The following is an 18,967-nucleotide window of genomic DNA, read 5'->3' on the forward strand; positions in this document are numbered from 1 at the left end:
TTCTGCTAGCTCCCTCGGTAAACGGAGTAGCCGAACGGGTTGAGCAGCAGCGGTACGTGGTAGTGCTCGCCCGGTACGACGGCGAACGTGATCGCCACCTCCGGGAAGAACACGCCGGGTCCGCTGTCCCGATTCGCGGGGGCGTCCTGCTGCGCATCGGCTTGCTTCTTCTCGAAATACGGCTCCACCGCGAAGTCGAGCCGTACGTGTGTCGTACCTTCCGGCAGGTCCGGAAGGTCCTTGCACCGGCCGTCGGCGTCGGTCGCGGAGCCGCCGAGCGCCCGCCAGTCCGAGTCGCGGCCGCCACGGGCCGAAAGGTGGACGGCGACGGCTTCGGCGGGGCGGCCGACGGAGGTGTCCAGGATGTGCGTGGACACGGAGGCGGTGGTGCTGGTGCTCATGGTCTCAGGCGTCCTCTTCGACGAGTCGGGCCAGTCGGATGCGGTTGATCTTGCCCAGCTCGGTGCGGACGATCTCCCGCTCCTGCTCCGGCGCGTTGCCGATCCGCTCCTTGACCGCGTCCCGCATCTGCTCGCCGGTCCGGCCGGTGGCGCAGATGAGGAAGACGTGGCCGAACTTCTCCTGGTAGGCCAGGTTGAGTTCGAGCATCTCCGCCTTGAGCTCCCCGGAGGCGCCGGCCATGCCGCGCTGTTCCCGGGCGGAGGTCGGGTCACCGGGCTTGGGGCGGCCGATCGGCGGGTGGCCGGCCATCGCCTCTTCCAGGTCCGCGGTGCCGAGTTCGGCCATGGCGGCGTCGCTGCCGGTGTAGAGGTCTTCCACGGTGGCGTACGGGCGGGCGGCCAGCAGCCGCCGGGCCCACTCGGTGGAGGCGCACGCCTCGTGGAGGGCGGCGAGGGCCGCGCGCTCCTCGAGGACGTTGAACCGGGCCAGGCCCGGGGGCGTGGAAGTCGTAGTCACGGGAGCCTCCGTGGCCGGAAACGGCCTTCGTGCTGAACGGGCTGCCTGTAGCTAACGCCCTCCGAAACACGACGTCAACACTTTGTTGAAAATTCGCGGTTGCGTCCCGGCCGGACGTCAGCCTTCTTTCTCACGGTTGAGGTAGTTGTAGACCGTGAAGCGGCTCACGCCGAGCGCACTCGCCACGGTCTCCACGCCGTGGCGCACGGCGAAGGCGCCTCGCGCCTCCAGTATCCGCACGACCTCCTGCTTGGCCTTGCGGTCCAGGTCGGCCAGCGGCCTGCCCTTCCTGCGCTCCATCGCGGCCAGGATGTGGTCCAGCGAGTCGGCGAGCTGGGGCAGGCGCACGGCGACCACGTCGACGCCCTCCCAGGCGAGCACGACGTCCTCGGTGCCGGCCTCGTCCGGCGGGAGAATCTCCCCGCCCATGGCGTCGACCAGCGGCTTCACGGCCGCGATGAACGGTTCGTCCCCGGTCCCGGTCACTTCTCGCCCTCCCCGGCCGCGCCGACCGCGTCAACCACGTTGACCTGCAGCGAGATCCGGGTGGCGCCGGCCTCCAGGCTCCTGCGCAGCAGGGCGTCCACGGCGCCGAGCACGGCGTCGGCGCCGCCCTCCGCCGTGTTGCCGAACGGGCCGACGTCCACCGCGTCCAGTTCCGCCGCCTCGATGACCTCGCGGGCGACCAGCGCGTGCGCGGGTGCCTCGTCGAGATCGAAGGGCTCCGTCGTGAACTCCACTTTCAGTCGCACTGTGCCCCCAAGGCATCCTCTTCCGACCCGCGCGCACCGCCAGGTCCGCGACCGGGGCCGGACCGGCCGGGCCGCTTGGGGAGACCTTAACGGAACCGCGTTCGCCCCTCGCTCCCGGAATCCGACCCGCCGACGCGCGACGGATCGGCCGCGCGCCCGCGTAGAGCGGTCGACGGAGATTCCGCTCGGGGAGGGGACTGCAAGGTGACACGGCGTGTGCTCGAGGGAGCGCTCAGGGGAGCCAGGGGAACGGCGATCGCGGCCGCGGCGATGGCCGCGCTGACCGCGTCGCAGGCGCCGGGGGTGGTCCTGGCGCAGGCCGCTCGGCCGGTGCGGGAGGCGGCACCCGCCGGGCACGGCCCCAGCGTGTCCGGAGACACCCCCTACCGCACCGATCTGCCCCCGCTGCGGCCCCGCGAGGAAGGCTCGGCGCGGACGGTCGTGGGCGGTGCCCTGCCGGCGAGCGTGTTCGCCGCGTACCGGCGCGCCGAGGAGGACCTGGCGCGCACCGCGCCCGGCTGCCGGCTGCGCTGGCAGCTGCTGGCGGCGATCGGCCAGGTGGAGTCCGGGCAGGCGCGGGGCGGCCGGGTGACCCCGGACGGCACGACCGTGACACCCGTCCTCGGTCCCCGGCTGACCGGCGGCGCCTACGCCCTCGTGCCGGACACCGACGGCGGCGCGTACGACGGGGACGCGGTGTACGACCGCGCGGTCGGCCCGATGCAGTTCATCCCGTCGACCTGGGCGCGCTGGGGCGCGGACGGCAACGGGGACGGGCAGGCGGACCCGGACAACGTCTACGACGCCGCTCTCGCCGCCGGCCGCTACCTGTGCGCGGACGGCCGGGACCTGTCGGACCCCGCCGGTCTGGACCGGGCGATCCTCGGCTACAACCACTCGGACGCCTATCTGCGGACGGTGAAGGCCTGGTACGCGTACTACCTGACCGGACACCGCGTGGTGCCGGACGCACCCGCCGGGTCCCGCGCCGAGTCCCGGGACCGGCCGAAGCCGTCCCGCCCGAAGGCCCCGAAGCCCTCGCCGAAGCCGTCGGACGACCGGAAGCCGGGCACCGGCCCTTCGCGCACGCCGTCGGCGCCACCCGCCTCACCCGCCCCCGCACCGTCCGGCACGGCCGTAGCCCCGACGGGGTCCGAGGCGCCGCCGATCCCGGTCCCCGAACCGACCCTGACGCTGCCCGGCGGCGGCGTCCTGTCCGGCGCAGGGCTCTGACCAGCGACAGCTGCTCCCGGCAACAGCTGGAACACGATGGGCGCCTCCCCCTCCACAACCGTGGATACCCGGCGGTAATGTCGCCACCCGCCGGGAGCACCGGACCGGCGGGTGAGTGCGAAGGGGCCCTCATGGCGACTGACATGCCTGCGGACACAGAGGCCGACGACGAGCGTTGGCAGCGCATGTGGAGCCATCGTGAGCAGTTGCTCAAGGTGGCCCGGCGCCGTTCGATGAGCCCGGAGGACGCCGAGGACGCCGTGCACGAGGCGATGCTGCGCGCCGCCGAGCGGCCCGACCTGGACGACGAGCGGCTCGGCGCCTGGCTGACGACGGTGACGATGCGGCTGTGCGTCGACCGCCATCGGCAGGTCAACCGGGAGGCCGAGGTGGGGCGCCGCCCCACGCTCGTCGCGCCGGGCCCGGTGCCCGTCGAGGAGGCGGTGTGCGACCGGGCCGAGGCGAAGTGGCTCGCCGTGCGCAGTGGGGAGCTGCCCGCCCGGCAGGCTGAGGCGTTGCGGCTGAAGTCCGAGGACCTGGACGTGAGCCAGGTCGCGGTGCGGATGGGCCTCAGCTACCGGACCGTCGAGTCGCTGCTGGCGCGGGCCCGGCGCACGCTGCGTGCCTCGCTGGCCGGGACGCTCGGGCTGGTGCTGTTCCTGGTCGGCCGCGGGCGGCCGCGCGGGGGCGGGAAGATGCAGGCCGTGGCGCTCACCTCGACGGCGGCGACCCTGGCGGCCGCGGTGTTCGTGCTGCCGTACGCCCTCGACGGAGGCGGTGGCGCGGCAGCTCCGGCGCCGCGGCCGACGGTGTCCGGCGGGGCACGGACGATCCGGACCGACAGCACCGGCACGGCGCACGCCCCGCGGAGGCGCGGGACCTCGGCGGCCCCGACGCACACCGTGACCCGTCCGTCCGCCGGCGCACCCGCCGTGTCGCTCAGTGTGCCGCCCCTGCCGAAAGTCTCCTCGCCTCCGCTTCCCGACCTGCCGGTGAGGTCCGCGGTGCCCTCGGTGCCGCCGCTGCCCTCCGCACCGGCCCTCCCGTCCGTCTCCCTCCCCGTCCCCACCTTGAGCGTGCCTTCCCTGAAACTGCCGTAGCGCGCCGTCGGGGCGTCCGAAAAAAATCCGCTGTCGCCGCGACGGACGCCCCGCCCCTCCCCGTAGAGCAGATGTCGAAGCTGCTCCACGGGCGAAGGGTGGGACCGGATGGGTGTCGAGATCTGTGTGGAAGGGCTGACCAAGTCCTTCGGTCACCAGGTCGTCTGGCAGGACGTCTCGCTGACGCTGCCCGCCGGGGAGGTCTCGGTGCTGCTCGGCCCCTCGGGGACGGGCAAGTCCGTGTTCCTCAAGACGCTCGTCGGGCTGCTGAGACCCGAGCGGGGCTCGGTGAAGGTGGCGGGCCGGGACATCACCCGCCTGCGTGAGCGCGACCTGTACGAGGTGCGGAAGCTGTTCGGCGTGCTGTTCCAGGACGGAGCGCTGTTCGGCTCGATGAACCTGTACGACAACATCGCCTTCCCGCTGCGCGAGCACACCCGCAGGTCCGAGAGCGAGATCCGGCGCATCGTGCTGGAGAAGATGGACATGGTCGGGCTGATCGGTGCCGAGGGGAAGCTGCCCGGCGAGATCTCCGGCGGGATGCGCAAGCGTGCCGGGCTCGCCCGCGCCCTGGTCCTCGACCCGGAGATCATCCTGTTCGACGAGCCCGACTCGGGCCTCGACCCGGTCCGCGTGGCCTACCTCAACCAGCTCATCGTCGACCTCAACGCACAGATCGAGGCGACCTTCCTGATCGTCACCCACGACATCGCCTCGGCCCGCCAGGTGCCCGACAACATCGGGCTGCTCTTCCGGCGCGAACTGGTGATGTTCGGGCCCCGCGAGCGGCTGCTGACCAGTGACGAACCGGTCGTACGGCAGTTCCTGAACGGCCGGGTGCAGGGTCCGATCGGCATGGCGGAGGAGAAGGACGCGGCCCAGGTCGAGCAGGAACTGGCCCGGATCGACGAGGCCGCCGGAGCCGACGTCCTCACCCCCCGGCTGCTGCCGAGTCCCGGCATAGCGCGCCCGCCCCGCTGGGAGGCGATCGCCCGCCGGGAGGCCGAGCTGCACGGGACGGGGGTGACGGGCGCATGAGCCTCTCCCCGACGGGTGCGCTGCGGCACTCGGGCAACCTGTTCGCGATGGCGCTGGACATCGTGCGGGCCCTGCCGCGACGGCCCTTCCAGGCACGGGAGTTCATCCAGCAGGCCTGGTTCGTCGCGAGCGTCACGATCCTGCCGACGGCTCTCGTCTCGATCCCCTTCGGCGCGGTCATCGCACTCCAGATCGGCAGCCTGACCCGGCAGTTGGGCGCGCAGTCCTTCTCCGGTGCCGCGTCCGTGCTCGCCGTGCTCCGTGAGGCCTCGCCGATCGTCACCGCACTGCTGATCGCGGGCGCGGGCGGCACGGCGATCTGCGCGGACCTCGGGGCGCGCAGGATCCGGGACGAGATCGACGCGATGCAGGTGCTCGGCATCGACCCCGTCCACCGGCTCGTCGTGCCACGCGTGCTCGCGTCGATGGTCGTGGCCGTGCTGCTCAACGGCCTGGTCTCGGTCGTCGGTGTCGCGGGCGGCTATTTCTTCAACGTCGTCCTGCAGCACGGCACGCCCGGCGCCTACCTGGCGTCCTTCACCACGCTCGCCCAGCTGTCCGACCTGTGGGCGGCCGAGATCAAGGCACTGGTGTTCGGGGCCATCGCGGCCATCGTCGCCTCGTACAAGGGGCTCACGGCGAAGGGCGGTCCGAAGGGCGTGGGCGACGCCGTGAACCAGTCCGTGGTGATCACCTTCATGTTGCTGTTCGTGACCAACTTCGTGATGACCGCGGTGTACTTCCAGCTCGTCCCGCAGAGGGGTTAGCCGATGAGACTTCTCGACCGCCCCTTGCGCTCACTCGAAGAGCTGGGCACCCAACTGTCCTTCTACGGCCGCTCGCTGGCGTGGTCGGGCCGTACCCTGCGCCGCTACAAGAAGGAGATCCTGCGGCTGCTCGCCGAGGTGAGCTTCGGCCGGGGCGCGCTCGCCGTCGTCGGCGGCACGGTCGGCGTGATCGCCTTCCTCTCCTTCTTCACCGGCACCGAGGTCGGCCTCCAGGGCTACGCGGCCCTGAACCAGCTCGGCACCTCCAACTTCGTGGCGTTCCTGTCGGCGTACTTCAACACCCGGGAGATCGCCCCGCTGGTCGCCGGGCTCGCCCTGTCCGCCACCGTCGGCGCCGGATTCACCGCGCAGCTCGGCGCGATGCGGATCAGCGAGGAGACCGACGCGCTGGAGGTGATGGGCGTGCCCTCGCTGCCGTTCCTGGTGACGACGCGGATGATCGCCGGCTTCGTCGCGGTGATCCCGCTGTACGTGATCGGGCTGCTGTCCTCGTACCTCGCCGCCCGCACCATCACCACCGGCTACTACGGGCAGTCGACGGGCACGTACGACCACTACTTCCACCAGTACCTGCCGCCGGTGGACGTGCTCTGGTCCTTCGGCAAGGTGATCGTCTTCGCCGTGCTGATCATCCTGGTGCACTGCTACTACGGCTACCACGCGAGCGGCGGCCCGGCGGGCGTCGGCGTCGCGGTGGGCCGGGCGGTGCGCACGTCCATCGTCGCCGTCAACGTCCTGGACTTCTTTCTGAGCCTCGCGATCTGGGGCGCGAGCACGACCGTACGGATCGCGGGGTGAGGCCGGTGCGAGTGCTGAGACTCAGGTTGTACGGCATCGCGTTCCTCGCCGTGCTCGCACTGCTGCTGTCGCTCGCGGTGGCCGTCTACCGGCAGGCGTTCACGCCCGTCGTGCGCGTCACGCTCCAGGCCGACAGGCTCGGCAACCAGCTCGATCCGCGCGCCGACGTCAAGCTGCGCGGGCTGCTGGTCGGCGAGGTGCGCGCCGTGCACACCGACGGCACGAGGGCGACCCTCGACCTCGCGCTGCAGCCGCGGTACGTCTCGTCCATCCCCTCGGACGTGCACGCACGGCTGCTGCCCAAGACGCTGTTCGGCGAGAAGTACGTCGACCTGGTGGCGCCCGCCCGCTCCGCGCACTCGTCGGCTCGGCCGATCCGCGCCGGGGACGTCATCACCCAGGACCGCACGAAGACCGGTATCGAGGTCCAGCAGCTGATGAACGACCTGCTGCCGCTGCTGCGGACGGTCAGGCCCGGTGAACTCAACGCCACGCTCTCGGCGTTCGCCACCGCGCTCGAGGGCCGCGGCGACCGCGTCGGCGCCAACCTCACCCGGGTCGAGGGCTATCTGCGCGCCCTCAACCCGCATGTGCCCTCGATCCAGGAGGACATCGCGCGCTTCGCCGACGTCGCCGAGGTCTACGGCGACGCCGCGCCCGACCTGATGCGCATCCTGCGCGCCACGGTCACCACAAGCCGCACGATCACGGAGAAGAGGGACCAGTTGGCCGCGGCTCTGCGCTCGACCGCCACCGTGGCGGGCACGGCGGACGACTTCCTGTCCGACAACGGCGACCGGCTGATCACCCTGGGGAGGGTCTCCCGCCCCACGCTGGAGCTCTTCGCCCGCTACTCCCCCGAGTACCCGTGCCTGTTCCAGGGCCTCGTCCGGCAGGAGAGGGCGTCGGAGGACGCGTTCCGGGGCGGGGAGATGCGGATCACCCTCGAGGTCGTCCGGCCGCAGGGGGCGTACCGGCCCGGTGAGGAGCCGGTCTACGGCGAGCGGTCGGGCCCGGACTGCCGCGGGCTGCCGCATCCGCGGGTGCCCGGGCCGAAACCGCACCTCGACGACGGCACGTCGGCCCGACCGGGCGGCGCGCTCCCCGGCGCCGCCGGCGTGTCCGCCACCGAGGCCGAGCAGCGGGCGGTCGGCTCGCTCGTGGCCCCCGTCATGGGCGTCCCCGCGGACGAGGTGCCGCCCGTCGCGACCCTGCTGTTCGGGCCGCTCGCGCGCGGGACGGCGGTGAGTGTCGCATGAGCGGGTCGGGAGCGCGGCAGACGGCCGCCCCACTGATCAAGTTCAGCCTGTTCGCGCTGGTCACGATCGCGGCGACGGCCCTGCTCGCCGCCACCATCGTGAACGTCACCTTCACCCCGAAGGACACCTACCACGCGGTCTTCAGCGACGTGACCGGGCTGGAGACCGGCGACGACATCCGGGTGGCCGGGGTGCGGGTCGGGGAGGTCGAGGACATCGGGATCAGGCACCGGACCCTGGCCGAGGTCACCTTCACCGTCACCGCCGACCGGCCGCTGCTCGCCGGCACCCACGCGGTCGTCCGCTACCGGAACCTGGTCGGGCAGCGGTACATCGCGCTCACCGAGGGCGCCGGCGGCGGCACCGCACGGCTGCGGCCCGGCGGCACCATCCCGCTGTCCCGGACCCGGCCGGCGCTGGACCTCAACGCCCTGCTGAACGGCTTCAAGCCGCTGTTCGCCGCGCTCAGCCCGGGCGACGTCAACCAGCTCGCCACCGAGATCGTCCAGACCCTGCAGGGCGAGGGCGGGACGGTGAACAGCCTGCTCGCGCACACGGCGTCGCTCACCACGACCCTCGCCGACCGCGACCGGCTGATCGGCTCGGTGATCGACAACCTCAACACCGTCCTGAAGACGCTCGACAAGCGCGGCGCCCGCTTCTCGGGGCTGCTCACGCAGCTGCGCCGGGTGATCTCGGGGCTGTCCGCCGACCGCAAGCCGATCGGGGAGTCGCTGGTGGGCATCGGCGACCTCACGGACGTCACGTCGGGGCTGCTGAAGGACGCGCGTCCGCCGCTGAAGGACGACATCGCCGGGCTCGGCGAGCTCACCGGAACGCTGAACAAGAACGAGAACACCGTGGAGGGCGTCCTGAAGCGACTGCCGAACAAGCTCGACAAGCTGACCGGGACGGCGTCCTACGGCTCGTGGTTCAACTTCTACCTCTGCGACTTCGACGGCCGGATCGTGCTGCCGAGGACCAAGCAGGTGATCACCCCGGAGCTGCACGTGGCGCGGGCGAGGTGCGGCGGATGAGACTGCGCGCTGCGGGGCGGCGTCGCCCCGAACCCCTGGTGACCGTACGGATCCTGCCGCCCAGGCTGCCGAGACTCCCCCGGCCTGCCAGGCGCAGCACCCGCCCCGAACCCCTGGTCAAGGTGCGCGTCCTGCCGCCCAGGCTGCCGAGACTCCCCCGGCCTGCCAGGCGCAGCACCCGCCCCGAACCCCTCGTCAAGGTGCGCGTCCTGCCGCCGAAGCTGCCCAGGATCCGGCTGCGGCGCCCTGGGACGAAGCCCTTGCGTGAACGAAACCCGGTGGTCGTCGGCGCCGTCGGCCTCACCGTCCTCGCGCTGCTCACGGTCGCCGCGTTCAACGCCGACAGCCTGCCGCTGATCGGCGGCGGCGAGACGTACAGCGCGGCGTTCTCGGAGGCGGGCGGGCTCAAGCCTGGCGACGAGGTACGGATCGCGGGGGTCAAGGTCGGCAAGGTCGAGGACGTCGACCTCGACGGCGACCACGTCAAGGTCACCTTCAAGGTGAAGGGCGGCCCGGCGTTCGGCACCGACACGGGCGCGTCGATCAGGGTGAAGACCATCCTCGGCGCGAAGTACCTGGCCCTGTACCCGAAGGGACCCGGCCGGTTGCGGCCGGGCAGCGAGATCCCGCTCCGGCGGACCGTGTCGGCGTACGACGTCGTCCAGGCCTTCAGCGACCTGACGACCACCACCGAGGAGGTCGACACGGACCGGCTCGCCAAGGCGCTGGACACCATCTCCGTCACCTTCCAGGACTCGCCCGCCGAGGTGCGGGCGTCGATCAGGGGACTGTCGCGGATCTCCAGGACCGTCGCCTCCCGTGACAAGGCGCTGCGCGGGCTCCTCGACCACGCGAACGGAGTCACCAAGGTGCTGGCCGGCCACACGAAGGACTTCTCCGCGCTGGTGAAGGACGGCGACGCGCTGTTCAAGGAGATCGGCAGGCGGCGCACGGCGATCCACAAGCTGCTCAAGAGCTCCGCGCTGCTGGGCGTCGAACTGTCGGGGCTGGTCGACGACAACGGCAAGCAGACCGGGCCCGCCCTGAAGAACCTCGGCACCTTCGTGAAGATGCTCGAACGCAACCAGGCGAGCCTCGACCGCAGCGTCCGGCTGCTCGCCCCCTACGTGCGGCTCTTCACCAACACCCTGGGCAACGGCCGCTGGTTCGACTCCTACGTCCAGAACCTGGTCGCCGCGCCGGTCGCACCACGGACAGGAGGCACCCGATGACCCGCAGACTGCTGGCCCTGTTCACCGCGCTCGCCGTCGTCGTGGCGCTCGCCGTCGTCCTGTGGCCGCACTCCGGCACCGTTCGCGTCACCGCGTACTTCCCACGCACCGTCGGCATCTACCCCGGTTCCGACGTCCGTGTCCTCGGCGTCCGCATCGGCGAGGTCCGGCGGATCACGCCGGAGGGCGGGCGGGTCCGGGTGGAGCTCGAGTACGACCAGGGCCGCAAGGTCCCGGCGGACGCCCGGGCCGCCATCGTCAACTCCTCGGTGGTCAGCGACCGTTACGTACAGCTGCTGCCGGTGTACCGCGAGGGCGCGGCGCTCCGGGACGGCGACGTCATCCCCGAGTCCCGTACGGCCGTCCCGGTCGAACTGGACCGGATCTTCGACAGCCTGCACACCACCGCCGAGGCGCTCGGCCCGGACGGCGCCAACAAGAAGGGCGCACTGTCCCGACTGCTCGCGGTGAGCGCGGACAACCTCCAGGGCCAGGGCGACAACCTCAACCGGACGGTCGAGGACCTCTCCCAGGCGGTCACCACGCTGTCCGACGGGCGCGGCGACCTGTTCGGGACCGTGCGGAACCTCCAGCTGTTCACGGCCGCGCTGGCGGCCGACGACACGAGCGTGCGGTCGTTCAACACCGATCTCGCCGACGTGGCCGGGCAGCTCGCCGGGGAGCGCAAGGATCTCGCGGCCGCGCTGAAGTACCTGGCCGCCGCGCTCGGCGACGTGTCCGGCTTCGTCAAGGGCAACAAGAAGGCACTGACCTCGGACGTGCGCGGCCTGGCCCGGGTCACGAAGGTCCTCGTCACCCAACGGGCCGCACTGGAGGAGCTGTTGACCGTCGCCCCCACGGGCCTGTCGAACCTGCAGAACGCCTACAACCCGGTCGCCGGCACCCTGGACACCCGCAACAACGCGCAGACCCCGCAGGACCCGGCGTCCCTGCTCTGCTCGCTGCTGAGGACGACCGGGGACGAAGGCGGCAAGAACCCCGACTGCAAGGAGCTGAAGAAACTCTTCGACTCCCTGCCCGCGGTGCCGGCGTCCCCCGCGGCGACGGGCACGGTCGACAAGACCCTCGGCGGAATCCTGGGGGCACCGGCATGAGCGTGCTGCGCAAGAGCCAGGTGGCCGCCTGGACGGCGGTCGGCTCGCTGCTGCTGACCGGCTGCGAGTTCAACGGCTGGTACGACGTCCCGCTGCCCGGCGGCGCCGCTTCGGACGGCCACGCCTACCACGTCACCGTCGAGTTCAGGGACGTACTGGACCTGGTGCCGCAGTCCGCGGTCAAGGTCGACGACGTCACGGTGGGCGCGGTCGAGAAGGTGGAGCTGGACGGGTGGCACGCGCGCGTACGGCTGCGGATCGCCGACTCGGTGAAGCTGCCCGGCAACGCGGTCGCCGACCTGCGACAGACCAGCATGCTCGGCGAGAAGTACGTGGCACTGTCCGCCCCCGCCGGCACCGCCCCCGTCGGACGGCTCCGCGACGGCGACCGCATCCCGCTGTCCCGCAGCGGCCGCAACCCGGAGGTCGAGGAGGTGCTGTCGGCCCTGTCCGCGCTGCTGAACGGCGGTGGGGTGGCCCAGCTGAAGACGATCACCGTCGAGCTGAACAAGGCCCTGAACGGCCGCGAGACGCGGGTCAGGTCCCTGCTGAAGCAGCTCGACACGTTCCTCGGCGGCCTCGACGACCAGCGCGACGAGATCGTGCGCGCGCTCAAGGGCGTCGACCGGCTGGCCGGACGGCTGAAGAAGGAGAGGAGGACGATCGCCCTGGCCGTCGACACCATGCCGCCCGCCCTGAAGGCCCTCGCCGACCAGCGCCGGGACCTGACGAAGATGCTCACCGCACTGTCCGAGCTGGGCAGGACCGGCACCCGGGTGGTGAACGCCTCCCGGGACGACACCGTCGCTAACCTCGAGAAGCTGCGGCCCGTCCTGCGGGAGCTGAACAAGGCGGGCGACGACCTGCCCGACTCCCTGGAGCTGCTCACCACGTACCCGTTCCCGCGCAACGCCGCGGACGCCGTCAAGGGCGACTACGTCAACCTGAGGATCACCGCCGACCTCGACCTGACCGGCATCTACGGAAACACCACCGGCGGGCCGGGCAGGGGCGGGAAGTCCCCGGCGCCCGGGACCCCGCACCTGCCCGGCGTCCCCACTCCCACCCCCCTCCCGTCCCTGCCGGACACCCCGTCCCTGCCGCCCGCCCCCTCCGCGCCCGCCGTACCGTCCACGCCCTCCGACGGCAGCACCCTGCTGTGCCCGCCGGTGTGCACGGCCGCCTACGGCACCGAGGACGGCTCGCGTCGTCTCCCGCCCGGGGTCGACCTCGGCCTCGCCGAGCTGATGCTGAAGGGGATACTGCCGTGATCACACGTACGGTCAGGGTCCAGCTGCTCGCCTTCGCGGCCGTCACCGCCCTCGGGGTGTCGTACGTCGGCGCCCGGTACACGGGCCTGATGGACGGCGTCCTGCACCGCGGCTACACCGTGCACGCCGACTTCGCCGAGTCCGGGGGCGTCTTCTCCGGCGCCGAGGTCACCTACCGCGGTGTGCCCGTGGGCCGCGTGGGCGATCTGGCGCCGGCCGGCACCGGGGTCTCGGTGGCCCTGAAGATCGAGGACGGCGCCCCGAGGATTCCGGCGGACACGCTCGCGGTGATCGCCGACCGGTCGGCGGTGGGCGAGCAGTACGTCGACCTCCAGCCACGGGGCGGGGGCGGGCCGTATCTCGTCGACGGCAGCCCGATCCCGCGCAGCCGTACCCGGACCCCGCTGCCGGTCACGGACCTGGTGCTCAGTCTCGACCGGCTGGTCAGGTCGGTCGGCAAGGACGACCTGCGGGTCACCGTCGACGAGTTGGGCAAGGCGTTCGCCGGCACCGGGCCGCATCTGAGCCGTCTGGTGGACTCCGGCAACGCGCTGGTGGAGTCGGCGTCCGAGTCGCTCCCGGAGACGGTCTCGCTGATCGAGGACTCGCGCACGGTGCTCGGTACACAGGCGGACCAGGGCTCCGCCATCAAGTCCTTCTCCCGCGATCTGGCCACGCTGAGCGAGCAGTTGAGGTCGAGCGACGGGGATCTGCGCAAGCTGATCGGCAACACCGTGCCCGCCACGCGGGAGGTCGACTCGCTGCTGAGGTCCACGCGGCCGTACGTGCCGGTCCTGCTGGCCAACCTCGTCAGCGGCGGCCAGGTCACCGTGGCCCGGCTGCCCGGCGTCGAACAGGCCCTGGTCACGCTGCCGCTCACGGTGGCGGGCAGCTACACGGTCGTGCCCGGCGACGGCACCACCCACTTCGGGCTGACCGTGAACGCCGACGACCCGCCGGCCTGCACCCGGGGCTACGGCACCCACCGGCGCGACCCCGCCGAGACCGGCACACGCCCCGCGAACACCGACGCGCGCTGCACGGCGCCGCGCGGCAGCGGCACCTCGGTGCGCGGCGCGCAGAACGCCCCCGGCGCGACGACCGGTTCGTCCGGCGCGAACCGGGCCGCGTACGTCACCCCGTACGACCCGGAGACCGGCACCGCGACCGGCCCGGACGGAACGCCCGTCGAGATCGGCTCGACGGGCGGCGAACGGACCGTGTTCGGAAAGGAGTCGTGGCAATGGCTGCTCGTGGGACCGATGGCATGAGAGGGGGGCGCCCGGGGCCGCTGCCGGTGGGTCTGGCCGCCGCGGCCGTTCTGACGGCCGTGCTGTCCGGCTGGCTCGGCCTGCGGCTGTCCGACCAGCGCGCGGCGGAGCAGGGCCGCCAGGAGGTCCTGGCGGCGGCCCGCCAGTCGGCGCTGAACTTCACCTCGCTCGACTACCGGCACTACGACCGGGACAGCGGCACCGTGCTGAAGGGCGCCACCGGCGACTTCAAGAAGCAGTTCGCCGCGCAGACCGAGCAGTTGACGAAGCTGGTCGCGCGGAACAGGTCGGTGTCCGAGGGGCAGGTCCTCGAAGCGGGCATCGTGCGGTCCGACGAACGCTCGGCCCGGGTGCTGGTCGTGGCCGACAGCAAGGTGACCAACACCGCCGTGCCCGAGGGCGAGGCGCGCACCTACCGGCTCCAGCTCGACCTCGTGCGCGTGGACGGCCGCTGGCTGACCTCCGACGTCGCGTTCGTGGGCTGAACCACCAGAGGCCTTCAATGAGGAGAGACACCGTGGCGAACCCGACCTCCCGAACCCGCGGCACCGGTTCCCCGGCCCGCCGCACCATGACCGCGGCCGCCCGCGCGGCGGCCAAGCGCGCCGGACGGCCGGAGCGCCCCGCTCACGACGCGCGCCCGGCAGCGGACACCCGCTCCGGGCACACCCTGCTCATCGAGCCGCCGGCGGGCGGCTGGGAGGACCCGCCGGAGCCCGGGCCGGCCGAGGACGAGTGCGAGGAGAGCGCGCCCCCGCGCCGTACCGGGCGGAGCGTGCTGCTCACCGCGGTCCCGGCCGCCGTACTCGTGGCGGCCCTGGCCGTGGCCGCCGTGCTCGGGTGGCAGTACCGGCAGGGGCGGCAGGCGGAGCAGGCCCGCGCCGAGGCCCTCGCCGCCGCGCGGAGGGCGGCGCCGGTCGTGCTGTCGTACGACTACCGGCACCTGGACCGGGACTTCGGCCGCGCCCGGGCCCTGCTGACCGGGCACTTCCGCGACCAGTACGGCAAGACCACGAGGACGGTGGTCGCGCCGACCGCGAAGAAGTACCACGGCGTGGTGCGGGCGACCGTGGCCACCCCGGGCGACGGCGGCGCTCCGGCGGTCTCCGTGGTGTCGGCCGCGCCGGACCGGGCCGTCGTCCTGCTCTTCGTCAACCAGCTCACCGAGAGCACCCGGGTCCCGGGATCCCGCCTGGACCTGAACCGGGTGCGGATGACGCTCACCCGCACCTCCGGCGGCTGGAAGGTGAGCGGCGTCGACGCCCTCTGAACCCGACTCCCGGCAGTGCCCCCGCGCCCACGCGCGGGGGCACTTTTTCGTGGGCTCTCTTGACAGTTCTCCCTCCTCACAGGCAGTCTTCCATTAAGCAGAAACGAACTTCCACATTATGGAATTACAGGAAGGGAGCGCCGCCCCCGTGGGATTTGCAGACCAGCGCTTCAACGTCAACCTGTCGATCCTCTTCACGGAACTCCCGCTCCTGGAGCGTCCCGCGGCCGCCGCCGCGGCGGGCTTCACGGCGGTCGAGCTGTGGTGGCCCTGGGTCGACTCCGCCACCCCCGAGCAGTCCGAGCTCGACGCCCTGAGGAAGGCGATCGAGGAGGCGGGCGTCCGGCTCACGGGGCTGAACTTCTACGCCGGACAGCTGCCGGGCCCGGACCGCGGCGCCCTGTCGGTCCCGGGCGAGGAGTCGGAGAGGTTCCGCGCCAACATCGACGTGGCCGCCGACTTCGCCGCCTCCCTCGGCTGCACGGCGCTCAACGCGCTCTACGGCAACCGCGTCGAGGGCGTGGACCCGGCCGAGCAGGACGCGCTCGCCCTGGAGAACCTGACCCTCGCGGCCCGGGCCGCCGGCCGGATCGGCGCGATCCTGCTGATCGAGGCGCTGAACCGGCCCGAGTCGCCGCTGTACCCGCTGGTGTCGGCGCCGGCCGCGGTGGAGGTCGTCGACAAGGTCAACGCGGCGACGGGCCTCGGGAACGCGAAGTTCCTCATGGACCTGTACCACCTGTCCATGAACGGCGAGGACCTGCCGTCGGTCATCGAGCAGTACGCGGCGAAGACCGGCCACGTGCAGATCGCCGACAACCCCGGCCGCGGCGCTCCCGGCACGGGCTCGCTCCCGCTGGAGGAGCTGCTCGACCGGCTGAGGAAGGCCGGTTACGACGGCTGGGTCGGCCTGGAGTACAAGCCGGGCGACCGCCCGAGCGCCGAGGCCTTCGACTGGCTCCCGCGCGACGCGCGCTGAACCCCCCGACTCCGCAGAGCAGTTAGAGAGGCACCCCCGAACCATGAGCAACGTTGCAGCTTCTTCCCGCCCGGCGATCGCCTGGATCGGCCTCGGCATCATGGGCTCCCCCATGTCCGAGAACCTGGTCAAGGCGGGTTACCAGGTCACCGGCTTCACCCTGGAGCAGGACAAGCTGGACCGGCTGGCCGCCGCCGGCGGTACCGCGGCCGGCTCGATCGCGGAGGCCGTCAGGGACGCCGATGTGATCATCACGATGGTGCCCGCCTCCCCGCAGGTCGAGGCCATCGCCTACGGCCCCGACGGCATCCTGGAGAACGCGAAGCAGGGCGCCCTGCTGATCGACATGTCCTCGATCACCCCGCAGACCTCCGTGGACCTCGCGAAGGCCGCGGCGGACAAGGGCGTCCGCGTCCTCGACGCCCCCGTCTCCGGCGGTGAGGCCGGTGCCGTGGAGGCCGTGCTGTCGATCATGGTCGGCGGCGAGCAGTCCGACTTCGAGCAGGCCGAGCCGATCTTCCAGGCGCTGGGCAGGACCATCGTGCTGTGCGGCCCGCACGGCTCCGGCCAGACCGTGAAGGCGGCCAACCAGCTGATCGTCGCCGTGAACATCCAGGCGTGCGCCGAGGCCGTGGTCTTCCTGGAGAAGTCGGGCGTGGACCTGAGGGCCGCGCTGGACGTCCTCAACGGCGGCCTCGCGGGCTCGACCGTGCTGACGCGCAAGAAGGACAACTTCCTGAACCGCGACTTCAAGCCGGGCTTCCGCATCGACCTGCACCACAAGGACATGGGCATCGTCACCGACGCCGCCCGCAACGTCGGCGCCGCGCTGCCGGTCGGCGCCGCGGTCGCCCAGCTGGTCGCCTCCCTGCGCGCCCAGGGTGACGGCGGCCTGGACCACTCGGCCCTGCTGCGGGCCGTGGAGCGCCTGTCCGGCGCCCAGGTCTGACGCGACCCCAGAGACTTCCGGGCGGCGCCGCCGCTGACACCTGTCCTGTCGCGCCCAGGCGCCGGCGCCGTCCGGAATCACCCTCAACAAACCGTTGATTCGATTCAACAAACTGTTGACGCCCAGATCGCCCCACTTCTAGGCTCCACGAAGCGGAAACAGGTTTCCGCTGACACACGCACGGAAGGTCCACGATGTCGAAGCGCGTGCTCACCACCGAGTCCGGCGCCCCGGTCGCCGACAACCAGAACTCCGCCTCCGCCGGCGCCGGCGGCCCGCTCCTGCTCCAGGACCAGCACCTCCTGGAGAAGCTCGCGCGCTTCAACCGCGAGCGGATCCCGGAGCGTGTGGTGCACGCCCGTGGCTCCGGTGCGTACGGCCACTTCGAGGTGACGGACGACGTCACCGGCTACACCCACGCCGACTTCCTGAGCCGGATCGGCAAGCGCACCGAGGTGTTCCTGCGCTTCTCCACGGTCGCCGACTCCCTCGGCGGCGCGGACGCGGTCCGCGACCCGCGCGGCTTCGCGGTGAAGTTCTACACCGAGGAGGGCAACTACGACCTCGTCGGCAACAACACCCCGGTGTTCTTCATCAAGGATCCGATCAAGTTCCCCGACTTCATCCACTCGCAGAAGCGGGACCCGTTCACGGGCCGGCAGGAGCCGGACAACGTCTGGGACTTCTGGGCGCACGCCCCCGAGGCCACGCACCAGGTGACCTGGCTGATGGGCGACCGCGGCATCCCGGCGTCCTACCGCCACATGAACGGCTACGGCTCGCACACCTACCAGTGGACGAACGCCGAGGGCGAGGCCTTCTTCGTCAAGTACCACTTCAAGTCGAACCAGGGCATCCGCTCCCTGAGCAGCGAGCAGGCCGCGGAACTCGCGGGCAAGGACCCCAACTCCCACCAGACGGACCTGCTGCAGGCGATCGAGCGGGGCGTGCACCCGTCCTGGACCCTGTACGTGCAGATCATGCCGGCGGCCGAGGCGGCCGACTACCGCTTCAACCCGTTCGACCTGACGAAGGTGTGGCCGCACCGGGACCACCCGCTGCAGCGGGTCGGCCGGCTGGTGCTGAACCGCAACCCGGACAACGTGTTCGCCGAGGTCGAGCAGGCCGCGTTCTCCCCGAACAACTTCGTCCCCGGCATCGGCCCCTCCCCGGACAAGATGCTCCAGGGCCGCCTGTTCGCCTACGCGGACGCCCACCGTTACCGGCTGGGCGTCAACCACACCCTGCTCGCCGTGAACGCCCCGAAGGCGACCACCGTGCAGAACTACGGCCGCGACGGCGTCATGGCGGTCAACGGCCAGGGCCGTGGCGCCAAGAACTACGAGCCGAACTCCTACGACGGCCCGGTGGAGACCGGCCGCCCGCTGTCCGCCCCGCTGGCGGTGACGGGCCACACCGGCACCCACGAGGCGCCGCTGCACACCAAGGACGACGACTTCGTCCAGGCGGGCGAGCTGTACCGCCTGATGTCCGAGGAGGAGAGGCAGCGCCTGGTGGCGAACATCGCCGGCGGCCTCTCGCAGGTCTCCCGCGACGACGTGATCGAGAAGAACCTGGCCCACTTCCACGCCGCCGACCCGGAGTACGGCAAGCGCGTGGAGGAGACGGTCCGCGCCCTGCGCGAGGACTGATCCCACGGGCTGCGTCCGGGACCCGACGGGGAGGTCCGGCCCCGGACGCGTACGACCCGCCGCCGAGCGATCCGGATGAGGGGTGATCGCCCGGCTCCGCGGGCAGGGCGAGGACCGCGGCGGTGTGCGAGCCAGTGCGGTGGTGAAGGACCCGAGTCCCCTTCTCGACCAGAGGGAAGGATTCCCGGCTCCGTCGCATCCGCCGCGGTCCCCAGCCACGACCTCGATGAGAGGTTCCCGACTCCGTCCGGCGGCGCGAATGTCCTGTCGCGCCCAGCCTCGCGCCGTCGGACGGCCATCACACG

At 71.9% G+C, this 18,967-nt stretch carries 20 protein-coding genes; 16 read left to right on the top strand and 4 right to left on the bottom strand.

Annotated features, from left to right (window positions below; all coding sequences use genetic code 11):
• Window positions 1–5 precede the first annotated feature (5 nt).
• The 4 genes from uraH to AC07CM_RS01825 all read right to left on the bottom strand — a co-directional run bounded on the left by uraH (window position 6) and on the right by AC07CM_RS01825 (window position 1,670).
• On the bottom strand, window positions 6–401 hold the full coding sequence (gene uraH / locus AC07CM_RS01810) for a hydroxyisourate hydrolase (RefSeq protein ID WP_478874325.1): 396 nt from the start codon (window positions 399–401) through the stop codon (window positions 6–8).
• 4 nt (window positions 402–405) lie between these two features.
• The gene (uraD, locus tag AC07CM_RS01815; protein WP_478874326.1) at window positions 406–918 is read right to left on the bottom strand and encodes a 2-oxo-4-hydroxy-4-carboxy-5-ureidoimidazoline decarboxylase; all 513 of its coding nucleotides are present in this window, start codon (window positions 916–918) and stop codon (window positions 406–408) included.
• Window positions 919–1,035: 117 nt separating this feature from the next.
• Window positions 1,036–1,404: a helix-turn-helix domain-containing protein gene (locus tag AC07CM_RS01820; RefSeq protein WP_478874327.1), complete on the bottom strand. Its 369-nt coding sequence runs from the start codon at window positions 1,402–1,404 to the stop codon at window positions 1,036–1,038.
• The gene (locus AC07CM_RS01825; protein WP_478874328.1) at window positions 1,401–1,670 is read right to left on the bottom strand and encodes a YkoF family thiamine-binding protein; all 270 of its coding nucleotides are present in this window, start codon (window positions 1,668–1,670) and stop codon (window positions 1,401–1,403) included. Before AC07CM_RS01825 ends, AC07CM_RS01820 begins: the two co-directional genes overlap by 4 nt.
• A 216-nt stretch (window positions 1,671–1,886) precedes the next feature.
• On the opposite strand from AC07CM_RS01825, the gene AC07CM_RS01830 reads away from it, so the two are divergent.
• From AC07CM_RS01830 to AC07CM_RS01905, 16 genes are all read left to right on the top strand, one after another.
• Entirely contained in the window at window positions 1,887–2,903 is a 1,017-nt protein-coding gene (locus AC07CM_RS01830; RefSeq protein ID WP_478874329.1) for a lytic transglycosylase domain-containing protein, read from the top strand.
• 143 nt (window positions 2,904–3,046) lie between these two features.
• The gene (locus AC07CM_RS01835; RefSeq protein ID WP_478874330.1) at window positions 3,047–4,003 is read left to right on the top strand and encodes an RNA polymerase sigma factor; all 957 of its coding nucleotides are present in this window, start codon (window positions 3,047–3,049) and stop codon (window positions 4,001–4,003) included.
• 108 nt (window positions 4,004–4,111) lie between these two features.
• Complete coding sequence (locus AC07CM_RS01840) at window positions 4,112–5,041, top strand: ABC transporter ATP-binding protein (protein WP_478874331.1); 930 nt, start codon at window positions 4,112–4,114, stop codon at window positions 5,039–5,041.
• The gene (locus AC07CM_RS01845) at window positions 5,038–5,808 is read left to right on the top strand and encodes an MlaE family ABC transporter permease (protein WP_478874332.1); all 771 of its coding nucleotides are present in this window, start codon (window positions 5,038–5,040) and stop codon (window positions 5,806–5,808) included. The genes AC07CM_RS01840 and AC07CM_RS01845 overlap by 4 nt, the downstream gene beginning before the upstream one ends.
• Before the next feature lie 3 nt (window positions 5,809–5,811).
• Window positions 5,812–6,627, top strand: coding sequence for an MlaE family ABC transporter permease (locus AC07CM_RS01850; protein WP_478874333.1), 816 nt, complete (start codon window positions 5,812–5,814; stop codon window positions 6,625–6,627).
• Window positions 6,628–6,632: 5 nt separating this feature from the next.
• Window positions 6,633–7,886, top strand: coding sequence for an MCE family protein (locus AC07CM_RS01855; protein WP_478874334.1), 1,254 nt, complete (start codon window positions 6,633–6,635; stop codon window positions 7,884–7,886).
• On the top strand, window positions 7,883–8,923 hold the full coding sequence (locus AC07CM_RS01860; RefSeq protein ID WP_478874335.1) for an MCE family protein: 1,041 nt from the start codon (window positions 7,883–7,885) through the stop codon (window positions 8,921–8,923). Before AC07CM_RS01855 ends, AC07CM_RS01860 begins: the two co-directional genes overlap by 4 nt.
• A 209-nt stretch (window positions 8,924–9,132) precedes the next feature.
• The gene (locus AC07CM_RS01865) at window positions 9,133–10,155 is read left to right on the top strand and encodes an MCE family protein (protein WP_478874454.1); all 1,023 of its coding nucleotides are present in this window, start codon (window positions 9,133–9,135) and stop codon (window positions 10,153–10,155) included.
• A complete protein-coding gene (locus tag AC07CM_RS01870) occupies window positions 10,152–11,270 on the top strand; it encodes an MCE family protein (protein ID WP_478874336.1) in 1,119 nt (372 codons plus the stop codon). The genes AC07CM_RS01865 and AC07CM_RS01870 overlap by 4 nt, the downstream gene beginning before the upstream one ends.
• Window positions 11,267–12,541, top strand: a complete 1,275-nt coding sequence (locus tag AC07CM_RS01875; RefSeq protein WP_478874337.1) for an MCE family protein — start codon at window positions 11,267–11,269, stop codon at window positions 12,539–12,541. Before AC07CM_RS01870 ends, AC07CM_RS01875 begins: the two co-directional genes overlap by 4 nt.
• Window positions 12,538–13,812 (top strand): MCE family protein, encoded by a 1,275-nt coding sequence (locus tag AC07CM_RS01880; protein ID WP_478874338.1) that lies wholly within the window; start codon window positions 12,538–12,540, stop codon window positions 13,810–13,812. The genes AC07CM_RS01875 and AC07CM_RS01880 overlap by 4 nt, the downstream gene beginning before the upstream one ends.
• Entirely contained in the window at window positions 13,809–14,297 is a 489-nt protein-coding gene (locus AC07CM_RS01885; protein WP_478874339.1) for a hypothetical protein, read from the top strand. The genes AC07CM_RS01880 and AC07CM_RS01885 overlap by 4 nt, the downstream gene beginning before the upstream one ends.
• 32 nt (window positions 14,298–14,329) lie before the next feature.
• On the top strand, window positions 14,330–15,082 hold the full coding sequence (locus AC07CM_RS01890; protein WP_478874340.1) for a hypothetical protein: 753 nt from the start codon (window positions 14,330–14,332) through the stop codon (window positions 15,080–15,082).
• 148 nt (window positions 15,083–15,230) lie between these two features.
• The gene (locus AC07CM_RS01895; RefSeq protein WP_478874341.1) at window positions 15,231–16,061 is read left to right on the top strand and encodes a TIM barrel protein; all 831 of its coding nucleotides are present in this window, start codon (window positions 15,231–15,233) and stop codon (window positions 16,059–16,061) included.
• A gap of 43 nt (window positions 16,062–16,104) precedes the next feature.
• Window positions 16,105–17,010: a 2-hydroxy-3-oxopropionate reductase gene (locus AC07CM_RS01900; RefSeq protein WP_478874342.1), complete on the top strand. Its 906-nt coding sequence runs from the start codon at window positions 16,105–16,107 to the stop codon at window positions 17,008–17,010.
• A 194-nt stretch (window positions 17,011–17,204) separates the two neighbouring features.
• Window positions 17,205–18,662, top strand: a complete 1,458-nt coding sequence (locus tag AC07CM_RS01905; protein WP_478874343.1) for a catalase — start codon at window positions 17,205–17,207, stop codon at window positions 18,660–18,662.
• Window positions 18,663–18,967 lie beyond the last annotated feature (305 nt).

The sequence above is a fragment of the Streptomyces sp. NPDC044061 genome (assembly GCF_056434305.1).